Below are 11,477 nucleotides of genomic sequence, written 5' to 3' on the forward strand. Positions count from 1 at the left end.
ATAATAAGATATTCATCTTTTTATACTTTGTAAGGTTCTTTTCCTTATTCTTGTTTCACAAATATACCTTCTTTTTCCACTTATATACTTGTAGTACATCCATTAATGCCTGAGGTTCTCATCAAAATTGAATATTAAATATTCATAGTAGAGTGGCAATAATACTCTTAATAAATGAAATATTAAAAATAATTATTATGGTAAGATGAATGATATGAGGCTAGCTTTCAAACAATACAAATTTACATAAAAAAATGTGAAAATAAAAATAAAGGATGAAGAAGTAATGAGTAAAACGATACAATTGAAAGGTGTATCAAAGGATTTTAAAGGGGATGGAGTCATCACAAAAGCTTTGAACAATATTACTCTTTCACTGCAAAAGGGAATTTTTACTTCCATCATCGGATCTTCAGGTTCCGGAAAGTCCACATTATTAAGTTTAATTGGAACCCTAGATAAGCCTTCTGATGGAAAGATCTTTTACGATGAAAAGGAAATTACAAACCTGAATAATAAATCGCTATCGGATATCCGTTTCGAAAAAATCGGTTTCATATTCCAACAATTTCATCTATTACCTACTTTAACTGCATTGGAAAATGTAATGGTACCATTATTAGCTAGAAATGTTTCTTATAATAAAAAGAAACGTGCCGAGGAGATCTTATATGAGGTAGGATTAGGTGAAAAACTTAATGCCTTACCGTCCCAACTTTCTGGTGGCCAACAACAGCGTGTTGCAATTGCAAGAGCGATTGTTCACCATCCGGATTGGATTCTTGCTGACGAACCAACAGGTAATCTTGATACGGAAAGTGGTAATCTAGTTTTTAATTTACTAAGACGTTTAAATACTGAAAAAGAAGTTGGTATTGTTTTCGTTACTCATGATAGTAGACTTGCCGAGAAAACGGATCGTATTGTTGAGTTAAAGGATGGCATCATTATTTGAGATATTTGCACAATTTAATAAAATTGTAATGAGTTATTATATATACAGCCTCCTTTATTATTAAGAAAACTTACTAGGTTCAAAAATCACTTGTTTAATACAAGAACAAACCATTTAACTTAAGATTATTTTCCTAAGTATAAATTTTTTCTTAGGATATTTTTTTCTTAAACATAGTGCAGATACAATAACGATAAAAAGTTATAATTATTTTCTAAACAAATTGAAATTCTTCAATGTACAATCTTTTGATATATGTTTTAATCTATATGATGATCATTGTCATTTTCCCATGCAATATTTGGGGAGAAATCCACACCACTCAAATGCTAGGGTTAACATGGAAATATAAGAGGAACAATAAACTATAGGGAACTTCTTACATATAAACAAGCAGGTTACCAAAGTAACCTGCCTTTAATATTTATTTAACCGGCTGTCCTTGTACTGATTCTGCAATTTCAATCATTTCATCCTGGGATAATTTATTGGAAGCAATCATGTAATTAACTCCATCTTGAGTCCAAGATATGGAGTTTTTCGTAATTTCTCCAACAACAAATCCTAAATCCACCATATCTCCACTCATTGAAGTGACTTCCATTGCTTTGTTAGAAGATACAGTTGCCTTTTCTTGTATCAATGTAAATGGTTTATCACCTGTATAAGTTATAATAACTCGTTTGCCATTTGCTGTATTTATTTGTTTTTCCTCATACAGCTTACCAACTTTAGCTTCCGGATATTTAACTGAGAATTCTGTGCCACTTACCTTTACATCCTTTGGAGCTTTTTCAAAACTAGCACTCGTTAAATTCTTTTTCGTATCAAATGCATTTTTATCAAACTTTGCATTAAATTGTACCTTTGTAAATTTAACGGAAACTAAGGTGTTTTTATTTGTATCCATTACTTTCACGCTTTTCGGTGTTAATGTCCTTTTATCAAATGAAATTTCTTGATATGGAAGCATTTTATTATTTTGATAACGTGTTTTTGTTTCGAATACATACGTATTTTTGGTTACCTTAAATTTCGCGCTTTTATCTTGTAAAATATCTTTTACTAAAGATTCATATAAATAGGCTTGGCTACTATTTTTTGGCCAATCACTTTGGAATTTATAGCTTTTGTTTAAGGTTGGAGTTAATACAAACACACCGTCATTGTTACGAAGAATCATTTGGCTTTGATCCTTTTTCGAGTTTTTCAATTGAACCCGATAATAATCCGGTTTGTTATGCCAAATTTCAATATCGTAGTTCTGCGGTTCCGTTCCCATTTTCAATGTCATTTCTGCTGTTGCCTTATATCCTGATAATTTTTCGAGCTTTCCATTTAAATCTTGGACAACATCCTCTTGCGACTTGGATCCACAAGCTGATAGTGCAAGAATTGCTGCAAATACCACTGCAAGTATCCAAAACTTTTTCTTCATCCCTTCAACCCCTTCATCACTCATTTATTCGTTGGTGAAGAGAAAGGCCATTCAATTAATCGATAACCAAAAGTTCTGCTTGAAGTGAACTTTGAAGCTATTTTTTCCTGAGCCTTGTCTCTCCTATCGCACTATGAATATATGAGACAACCTTCAGGAATATGCAAAGGATGTATAACTCTCTTTAAAATTCTATAATTTGATCTACAAAAATTTATTCTTCTATTATGACTTGTGCCACCGCGTATTGTTCACTATGTGTGATGGAAAGGTGAACCCCTAGCTCTTTTGGTTTCGTTATATAAGGCTTTCCGTTTCGATCAACGGAAATTTCAATATCTGTAAAGGATAGTTCTTTTCCAAAACCTGTTCCGTTAGCCTTAGCATAAGCTTCTTTTGCAGCAAATCTACCGGCTAAAAATTCTATTTTCCGCTTTCCATTTAATGTTTTATAGACTTGCAGCTCACTTTCCACAAGAACCCTCTCCGAAAATCTCTCTTGTCTTTCACATACTTTTTGAACTCTTTCCATTTCTACAATATCTATTCCTATTCCTTTTATCATATGTAAAATCCCTTCTATCACACATTTCTATGGCATACATATATTGTACAATCCTTTAGAAAAGGAGCAAGCTTATGTATTCCCGATATAACCGTTCATTTTCCATATTTATAAAATCCTACCCTATCACATGTTCCATTGTATTGGTTCATCTATGTTTATATATCATATTGTCAATGCCGTTTATTCCACACCAATCTCTTTATAAAAATTTAGTTGGAGTTAATTTATATATATCTGAAGGAGATGTATGGAGACTATTGACCCCTATGTTCATACATCTTAATTTTGCCCATTTTTTTTACAACACATTATCCATTGTAATCATGGGGCCTTTGATTGAAAGCATTCTAGGAAAATGTAAATTTGCATTATTATATCTTCTTTCAGGATTAGCAGGTAATTCTGCTACTTTTATTTTTCTTCCACTAACATATACACATGCAGGGTCGAGCGGTGCTATATTCGGACTCCTAGGCTGCTTTATTCTATTTGTTTTGAAAAAAAAGTTTTATGTTTCTAAACAAAATCAGGTGATCCTATTGCTTATATTAGGTATATCCGCTTTTATGACCATTTTTGAAACAGATATAAACGTAACCGCTCATACCGCGGGTCTATTCACCGGCCTATTATGCGGATGGTTGTTTTTAAAAAGCAAATGATTTATACATGTATTATTTCGGAAAATACCATTTAAAAATACTTTCCACATCTGATTCGGATAAATAACGGACATTCGTTTTCATGCCTAAACCAGTGGATTTCACTGTGGAATGGATAGATGATAATTGCTTCCTTTTTTGAAACCATGTTGAGGATGCTTCCAATGATTGAATCCGATTTTTTCTCATATAAATGGAATGTTTTAGAAAGACACGATATCTTAAGGTTAATTGCTGCTCATAAATATGCCACCCCGATGAATGGTAACGAAAATGACCGATGATAATCGGATATAGTAACAGGAAGAGACTAAATAGTCCGTAAGTCTTAAAAATAATAATTAGTATCACGATAATAGGAGCAACCTTGATTATTTCTCTCATTAAATAGTTCACTCTTGCTTGTAATGGAGGTTTTTTAAACTTCACGGAAAAGTGGTAATCTTTTAAAAAACGATGCAGTAACTCGGCGAATGACTCTTTTTTTACCATCGGCAATAATAAAATATTTCTCCTTTCCTTGTCTTCTACATTTCCTCCAGCACTTTCAATGAACACAGACGTATATCCTAATAGACCACGAATTGGGTTTTCAGATACTCTGATTGCTTGAATGCGATTTAAAGGAATAGTAATCTTTCTCTTTTCTAACAGTCCTCTTGAAATAATGATATCTTTCTCTATTTCTGATACAGTAAAATCGCTATACTTTAAGAAAGTAATGAGGACGGAGATCACCCATGCAATTAAAAGTCCAAGAAAGATCATACTTATAACGAAGAAAATGCCGCCCTGTATCAAAGCACCAGCTTCATTAAATAATTTTTTGTACGGAATTAAATTATCCAACTGCGATAGAAATGCAAGGATTGCGGAAAATATTACCCCTATTCCACCCGAGGTAGCAGACATAATAAGTAATTCTTTAGACGTAATATGATAATGTTGTATTTCCTTTTCCTTCATTTCCTCTTCCATTATTTCCTGTTTACCTTTTGATGCATTTATCTTTTTCTCTAGATCAGCCGCATCCGACCTTTTGATAGCTGTCAGTTCTGCTTCTGCTTCATGAAGATTAGAGCTGGCTGTTTCCACTACTACTTTTACCAATCCAAATGGCCTATGTAAAATCCCCTCAGAAAAACTAAGGCTTTGAATTCTTTCTAATGGAATATACCGTTTCTTCTTTACAAAGAGTCCATACTCAATACGTAGTTCTCCTTCCTCAATTCTATAAGTGAACCTAAGCCACTTTGCTATTCCGGAAAATAATACAATAATTATAGCAACACCGGTTGTTATAAGGGAAATCCAGTCCGCATCAGAATCGCTTTTATGTCCAATCATAAATATCCCAATAAGAGGAATGATCATGCCTCTTATTTGCTTTAATACATTTGTTATGCACGTAATTGGATGTAATCTCTTTCGTTCAGACATCTTCTTCGTCCACCTTTGCTAAAGAGGAAATGGAATGTCTTAGCTGATCCGCTTCATCAATATCGATGGCAGGTATATGATGAACCGTTGCAGCGGTAGAAATTAATAAACTAGCTAAACGATATCTTCTTAGCAACGGACCTTGAACTGTGTCCACATGTTGAACCCTAACCATCGGAATCAAGGTACGACTAATGACAAAAACCCCATGCTGCAGCTCCACTTCTTTTTCTCTCACTTCGTATCTCCAAATCTTCCATCTAATATTCGGAATAACAACCACCTTTAAAATGAAATAAAGTACAGCAACAATTACTCCTAACACATACCACCATTCCGAAAGATTAAGGAAAAAATGAATAATAAATAGAATGGTCGCTAATATACCAATAACGATTAGAGAAGAAATAATTCCTGAAATTCTCCAAACTGGTAATGCCCTTTTAGAAATTCTCTTTTGCGGTACTGGGAAATCCATCTTTCCACCTCCATTGCTTCCATATTTTTTTCTGATACAAACTTATTATATTACGAATGCCGATTCTATTTTGTTTCAGTTTACATGTTAATAATAATAATAAAAAGGGATGACCTATACGTATGGCCATCCCTTTTCGATTTATTATTCTACATCTGGAGTGTTGCTTGTTACAGATACGTCTCTCCACGTAGTATTTCCTTTTATCACATCAAGTGAGTAATCTTTCACACGGTTATTAACCGCCTTAAGTGCATAACTATATAATGTTGGAATTACAGGTAATTCATCATTCATGTAAGTTTGCCACTCATCGTACACTTTCTTACGGTAATCTTTATCAAATGCTTTTTCAGAATGCCCATCAGCTAACAATTGATCGTTTTTCTCGCTTACAAAGTGTGGATAGTTAAATGGTACATTTCTACCATATAATCCATAAGGATCTACGTCACTACCTGTTCCCCATCCACCTGCATAAACATCAACCTTTGGATCATCTTCTTGAACCATTTTATAGAATGAGTTGAATTCAGCTAAACGTCCATCTACTAGAGAAACATCTAAACCAATATTTTTCCAAGACTGAATATAGTATTTTGCAAGTGGTTCCGCAGTGTCGGATCCACTCATTGCTAAGAAATTAATGTGGAACTTCTTACCGTTTGGATCTTCACGGAGTCCGTCACCATCTTTATCCTTGTAACCTGCTTCATCCAATAATTTTTTCGCGTGCTCAGGGTCAAATTTTACTGGATTTGAGTCCTTATTATACCAAGTCGGGAATGATGGTGGGATTAATCCAGTAGCTGGGAATTTCAATCCATAGAAGATTTTTTCTCCTACTGATTTAAAGTCTATAGCAGCAGCCATCGCTTGGCGCAATTTCTTATCCGCAAATTTAGGATTATCCATGATGTTTTCGCCTTTTTTCGCATCCCAATGACCCAACTTGAAGCCAATATAGTTGTAGGCTAAATCAATCTTACCTACGAATTGGAATGCTTTAGCATTTTTTGCAGCTGGGTATTGATCTGCAGGTAAATCTGCAATATCCACTTCGCCCTTTTTAAGTGCTTGTAAAATAACTTTAGGATTAACTACCTTTAAGATAATGGTTTTTAGCTTCGGCTTACCTGCAAAGTAATCATCATTGCGTTCAAACTCAACAGATTCTCCAGGAACAATCTTTTTAATTTTGAATGCTCCGAAACCAATTGGAGTCTTATGAATTTTATCAGATTTTGCAAGATCTTTAATCGGAATATCACCTAAGTAATGCTTAGGCATTGCATATGGCCAGAAACCAGTTAGTAATGCTGGGCTAGCTTTTGTAAATGTGAAAGAAACTGTTTTTTCATCAATGATCTTAATACCGGAAATATCTTTTGCTTTTCCTTTATGGTAGTCATCCATACCAACGATGCTTTGGATTAGATCGTCACCATAACGTACTCCAGTATAGTCCTTGCTTCCAATTACTAAGAAAGAATACTTATAATCTTCTGCAGTAACTGGTTTTCCGTCTGACCAATTAACGTTATCTTTAATTTTTACAGTGAACGTTTTTTTATCGTCTGACAATGTATAACTTGCTGGACCATCATTTGTATATTCATAATCTTCATTTGTCCAGAATAATGGTTCTGAAAAGAATTGTAATACTTTGGAATCTGGAGATCCTGTGTAGAATGCATAGTCCAAAGTACCTTCAAACGGAGTATTGGAAACTAATGCATAATTCAAAGTTCCGTCTTGAATAGCATCCTTGTTATTTTTTACCTCCAACGGAAATTTACTAGTATCCACTACTTCCTTACCAGGCTTTGATGGCTTTCCTTCATTCTTCTTTCCTCCACCCGTCGAACTGCTACAAGCAGATAACAGTAGTCCCAGGACGACGATGAGGCTGAAAAACTTAAATAGATGTTTCTTCTTCATCCTTACTTTTCCCCCTTTTATTATCCTAATCTTTGTCTTGCATCGGCTGCACGCTTTAGCGCTTGACCGATAAAATTTATACACAGCATCATTACTAGAATTAGTAATGAAGCAGGTAACCAAATCCACCATTTATTTTGAAGCACATCTGGATTGGATGCGTAACTGACGAGAGTACCCAAGCTTGGGGTGCTTTCCGGCAATCCAAATCCTAAATAGGTTAAACCTGACTCGATTCCAATGTTTCCAGCAAGGTTCAATGTTAAGTTAACAATGATAATAGAGCTTAAATTTGGCAATATTTCGCGAAAAATAATTTTCCGATGTGGTGTTCCCAATGTTCTGGAAGCATGAACATAATCAAGCTCTCGTTCAGCAAGGGTTTTCGAACGAATTAACCTTGCTTTTCCAGTCCAATAAAAAGCACTCATTATCAAAATAAAAGTGTAAACATTATATTTTGGTGCGATTGTTACAAATACGATAATTAACATTAATGTTGGCAAGATTATGATAAAATCAATAATCCGCATAATAATATTATCAACCTTACCGCCGAAATAGCCTGCACATAATCCTACACAAAGGCCGATAATTCCTGTTAATAATGTGATGCATAATCCAATGGTAAAGGAGTTTTTGGCTCCGATAATTAATTGTCCTAATATATCCCTGCCACCATAATCAGTTCCTAATAAATGTTCTGCTGATGGAGGAGAGTATATGGATAGTAAATCGACTGTAACAATTTTATCTTGATTTAATAAGAGCGCTGCTCCATAAACGATAATTACAATAATTCCTAGTAGAATTAGTGAAGCTAACGCAATTTTATCTTTGATGATTTCCCGCCACATGACGGATAAAACCCCAACATTTTTCGGCTTCCCTATTTTCAGCTTCGGATTAACAATCTCAGCTTTCATATTTGTCTCCCTCCATACCTGTTACTCAATTCTGATTCGTGGGTCTACAGCACTTAAGATAATATCTGACAATAATGTACCTACTAAGGTAGCAAATCCAGATATCATAACGAGAGCTGTGACGACACTGAAATCACGCTGCGAGATAGAGGAAACAAATAATTGCCCAATCCCCGGATAACCAAAAATAGATTCCAAGAAGACGGATCCGCTAATTAATCCCGTAATTTCATATCCTAGAAACGCCGCTATAGGTAGGAGGGAATTCCTTAAAATATGGTTCGTATAAACCTTTGATTCATGAACTCCTTTTGCTCTAGCGGTTTTTACAAAATCCTTGATTTTCGTATCAATGATTTCATTTCGTAAATATTGAATCGTTACGGTTGTACTAATTATGGCTCCTGAAAAAGATGGTAGAATAAGATGATTTAACTTACTCATCCAATAGGCAAATGTACCATTTTCCACTCGGATATCTACACTTCCACTTGTCGGAAACCATCCGAGGACAAAACCAAATATGAATAATACCAATAATGCAAAAATGAAAAGTGGTGTGGCAAAAGTTAAATAGTTATAACCGACAATTAGTTTATCAGCCCATGAATCTGTCCATCTTCCTCCTACAATTCCAAGAGGGATGGAGATAAGATAACTTAAAATTAGCACTCCAGCCGATAAAAGAATTGTGTTCCAGATTCTTCCTTCTAATAATTGTGTTACAGGAACTTGATGGATAATAGACATTCCCAGATCCCCTTGTACTAATCCTTTCATCCATCTTCCGTATTGGACATATGGAGGATCAAGCAATCCCAGCTTCTCCTTCAATTCATGTAAGGTTTGCGGGTCCATTTTTGGACTGCTTGCTAATTGTCCTGTTAACGCATCACCAGGCATCGCCTTTGCCAAAGCAAAAATAAGAATACTTAAAATAAATAATTGAGGGATCATAATTAAGAATCTTCGCAATATAAATTTCAACATTTTTTGATTGGTCCCCTCTCTACGGTAGTGCCACTGAGTGGGTATCGGAAATTGCTTTTAGCTTGTGTACTTTACCCTCGGCATTAAAATATTTATCATATGAATTTTTATACTCTGCATTCACTTCTCGGCGAAGTTCGACTTGTTTTTCTCTATTTTCCGGATTAATATCTGGAATTGCAGATATTAATCGTTTTGTATAAATATGCTGTGGGTTCGAGTAAATTTCTTCACTAGTTCCTTCCTCCACAAATTGTCCGTGATACATAATTCCAATCCGGTCACACATATGTTGAATAATGCCTAAATCATGACTGATAAATAAGTATGTTAAATTAAATTCCTTTTGAATATCCTGCATAAAGTTCAACACTTGCGCTTGGACGGAAACATCCAATGCAGATACAGGCTCGTCTGCGATAATTAGTTTTGGTTTTAACGTCAGCGCGCGGGCAATCCCAATCCTTTGCCGTTGCCCTCCAGAAAACTCATGAGGATATTTATAAATGGATTCAGGGTTTAACCCTACTTTTTCAATATAATACTCAACCTTTTCTTTCTCTTCCGCAGCCGATAATTTCTCAAAATTCCGCAACGGCTCCGCGACGATATCTAATACCCGTTTTCTCGGATTCAATGAAGAATAAGGATCTTGAAAAATCATTTGTATATCTTGGCGATGATTATGAAAGGCTCGACGACTAAGCTTTGTCAAATCTTGACCCTCGAAAATTATTTCACCGGAGGTAGCTTTATTTAGCCCAATAATAGTACGGCCCGTCGTTGTTTTCCCACATCCTGATTCTCCAACCAATCCGTATGTTTCTCCTTGTTTTAATTCGAAGCTGACATCGTCAACCGCTTTTACATGATCGACTACTCTTCGAAAGAATCCCCCGCGGATTGGATAATAAACTTTTAGATTATTAATTTTAAGAAATGTCATAGTTAAGATCTCCTATGTCGTTTTGCGGAAAGTCAAAGTTCTTATAACATGTGCAGCGCACAAAATGATTTGGTTCTACTTCACGCAAAACAGGATTTTCTTCATGCTCATGGTCAGGCATCCACTGAATACGTTCTTTAAATCGGCAGCCTTGTCTTGGCAATTTTTGCAGAGATGGTACAATCCCTTGAATCACATGCAATCTACCCTTTGCAGTGGTAGTAGATGGAATAGAGTTAAGCAGTGATCTTGTATAAGGATGTAAAGGGTTCTTAAACAACGTATTTACATCAGCCAATTCCACCACTTCACCAGCATACATAACTGCCACTTTGTCTGCCATTTCTGCAACAACCCCAAGGTCATGGGTGATAAGAATAATACCTGTCTTCATTTGTTTTTGAAGCTCTTTCAATAAGTCCATTATTTGGGCTTGTATCGTCACATCCAATGCTGTAGTCGGTTCATCTGCAATGACCAGTGATGGATCACACGAAATAGCAATTGCTATAACAACACGTTGACGCATCCCGCCAGATAACTCGTGAGGATATTGTTTGTATGTTCTTTCCGGATTAGGAATTCCGACTTTTTTTAAAAGTTCAAGCGCTCTTGCTTTAATTTCCGAGCTTGAAAGTTTTGTATGGTAAGTCATACTCTCTTCAATTTGTTTTCCGCAGGTCATTAATGGATTTAGGGCAGTAAGCGGATCCTGAAAGATCATGCCAATATCCTTTCCCCGAATCTTATTCATTTCCCCCGTTGACAATGAAAGAAGATTTCGACCATTAAAGTTAACATTGCCTTCTAATTTCGTTCTTCCAGCTGGATGTAATCCCATGACTGACAGAGCTAGTGCACTTTTTCCGCATCCGGACTCCCCTACAATTGCAACCACTTCGTTTTCATTGACCGTTAATGTAACGTCATCCACTGCAGCAAAATATTCATCTTGTATACGAAAGGAAGTACGTAGGTTTTGTAATTGCAAAAGTGGTTGATTCTCCAATATTAATCCCCCTTAACAATAAAACCTTGATGTCAAAATTTAAAATTTTATTAAAATTTGATTAAATTCATTAACCAAATTATAGATTGATATATTTGAATAGTCAATATAGTTTTTTTATTTA

General features: G+C 35.2%; 11 protein-coding genes. 2 read left to right on the forward strand and 9 right to left on the reverse strand.

Translation table 11 applies throughout. From position 1 onward, the window contains the following. Positions 1 to 286: 286 nt before the first annotated feature. Entirely contained in the window at positions 287 to 955 is a 669-nt protein-coding gene (locus NSQ59_RS25490; RefSeq protein WP_126647568.1) for an ABC transporter ATP-binding protein, read from the forward strand. A gap of 424 nt (positions 956 to 1,379) precedes the next feature. Here NSQ59_RS25490 and NSQ59_RS25495 read toward each other — a convergent pair whose 3' ends face one another. Together NSQ59_RS25495 and acpS are read right to left on the reverse strand one after the other, a co-directional pair. Further along, the gene (locus NSQ59_RS25495; protein ID WP_340833005.1) at positions 1,380 to 2,393 is read right to left on the reverse strand and encodes a LolA family protein; all 1,014 of its coding nucleotides are present in this window, start codon (positions 2,391 to 2,393) and stop codon (positions 1,380 to 1,382) included. A 214-nt stretch (positions 2,394 to 2,607) separates the two neighbouring features. Further along, positions 2,608 to 2,958 (reverse strand): holo-ACP synthase, encoded by a 351-nt coding sequence (gene acpS, locus NSQ59_RS25500; RefSeq protein WP_340833007.1) that lies wholly within the window; start codon positions 2,956 to 2,958, stop codon positions 2,608 to 2,610. A gap of 176 nt (positions 2,959 to 3,134) precedes the next feature. Here acpS and NSQ59_RS25505 point away from each other — a divergent pair, with 176 nt between their 5' ends. Further along, positions 3,135 to 3,623, forward strand: a complete 489-nt coding sequence (locus NSQ59_RS25505) for a rhomboid family intramembrane serine protease (protein WP_340833203.1) — start codon at positions 3,135 to 3,137, stop codon at positions 3,621 to 3,623. A 12-nt stretch (positions 3,624 to 3,635) separates the two neighbouring features. Here the strand turns inward: NSQ59_RS25505 and NSQ59_RS25510 are convergent, their stop codons facing one another. The 7 genes from NSQ59_RS25510 to NSQ59_RS25540 form a co-directional block, all read right to left on the reverse strand. Then, on the reverse strand, positions 3,636 to 5,063 hold the full coding sequence (locus NSQ59_RS25510) for a PH domain-containing protein (protein ID WP_340833008.1): 1,428 nt from the start codon (positions 5,061 to 5,063) through the stop codon (positions 3,636 to 3,638). Next, the gene (locus NSQ59_RS25515; protein WP_055741352.1) at positions 5,056 to 5,541 is read right to left on the reverse strand and encodes a PH domain-containing protein; all 486 of its coding nucleotides are present in this window, start codon (positions 5,539 to 5,541) and stop codon (positions 5,056 to 5,058) included. Before NSQ59_RS25515 ends, NSQ59_RS25510 begins: the two co-directional genes overlap by 8 nt. Positions 5,542 to 5,685: 144 nt before the next feature. Further along, complete coding sequence (gene opp4A, locus NSQ59_RS25520) at positions 5,686 to 7,482, reverse strand: oligopeptide ABC transporter substrate-binding protein (RefSeq protein ID WP_340833009.1); 1,797 nt, start codon at positions 7,480 to 7,482, stop codon at positions 5,686 to 5,688. 20 nt (positions 7,483 to 7,502) lie between these two features. Continuing rightward, entirely contained in the window at positions 7,503 to 8,408 is a 906-nt protein-coding gene (locus NSQ59_RS25525) for an ABC transporter permease (RefSeq protein WP_055741354.1), read from the reverse strand. Positions 8,409 to 8,429: 21 nt separating this feature from the next. Continuing rightward, positions 8,430 to 9,398 (reverse strand): oligopeptide ABC transporter permease, encoded by a 969-nt coding sequence (opp4B, locus tag NSQ59_RS25530; RefSeq protein WP_055741355.1) that lies wholly within the window; start codon positions 9,396 to 9,398, stop codon positions 8,430 to 8,432. Between the two features lie 19 nt (positions 9,399 to 9,417). Next, positions 9,418 to 10,344 carry an ABC transporter ATP-binding protein gene (locus NSQ59_RS25535; RefSeq protein WP_055741356.1) on the reverse strand — a complete coding sequence of 309 codons (927 nt, stop codon included), beginning with the start codon at positions 10,342 to 10,344 and terminating at the stop codon, positions 9,418 to 9,420. Beyond that, complete coding sequence (locus tag NSQ59_RS25540) at positions 10,331 to 11,353, reverse strand: ABC transporter ATP-binding protein (protein ID WP_340833010.1); 1,023 nt, start codon at positions 11,351 to 11,353, stop codon at positions 10,331 to 10,333. Before NSQ59_RS25540 ends, NSQ59_RS25535 begins: the two co-directional genes overlap by 14 nt. Positions 11,354 to 11,477: the final 124 nt, after the last annotated feature.

This window comes from Margalitia sp. FSL K6-0131 (assembly GCF_038008735.1).
GTDB classification, from domain to species: Bacteria; Bacillota; Bacilli; order Bacillales; family Bacillaceae_C; genus Margalitia; species Margalitia shackletonii.

What these genes read in the sequence shown, in the direction of transcription:
- NSQ59_RS25535 (WP_055741356.1), bottom strand. Translation starts at nt 10,344, where the DNA reads ATGACATTTCTTAAAATTAATAATCTAAAAGTTTATTATCCAATCCGC.
- NSQ59_RS25510 (WP_340833008.1), bottom strand. Translation starts at nt 5,063, where the DNA reads ATGTCTGAACGAAAGAGATTACATCCAATTACGTGCATAACAAATGTA.
- NSQ59_RS25495 (WP_340833005.1), bottom strand. Translation starts at nt 2,393, where the DNA reads ATGAAGAAAAAGTTTTGGATACTTGCAGTGGTATTTGCAGCAATTCTT.
- NSQ59_RS25515 (WP_055741352.1), bottom strand. Translation starts at nt 5,541, where the DNA reads ATGGATTTCCCAGTACCGCAAAAGAGAATTTCTAAAAGGGCATTACCA.
- opp4A (WP_340833009.1), bottom strand. Translation starts at nt 7,482, where the DNA reads ATGAAGAAGAAACATCTATTTAAGTTTTTCAGCCTCATCGTCGTCCTG.
- NSQ59_RS25525 (WP_055741354.1), bottom strand. Translation starts at nt 8,408, where the DNA reads ATGAAAGCTGAGATTGTTAATCCGAAGCTGAAAATAGGGAAGCCGAAA.
- NSQ59_RS25505 (WP_340833203.1), top strand. Translation starts at nt 3,135, where the DNA reads ATGCCGTTTATTCCACACCAATCTCTTTATAAAAATTTAGTTGGAGTT.
- opp4B (WP_055741355.1), bottom strand. Translation starts at nt 9,398, where the DNA reads ATGTTGAAATTTATATTGCGAAGATTCTTAATTATGATCCCTCAATTA.
- acpS (WP_340833007.1), bottom strand. Translation starts at nt 2,958, where the DNA reads ATGATAAAAGGAATAGGAATAGATATTGTAGAAATGGAAAGAGTTCAA.
- NSQ59_RS25490 (WP_126647568.1), top strand. Translation starts at nt 287, where the DNA reads ATGAGTAAAACGATACAATTGAAAGGTGTATCAAAGGATTTTAAAGGG.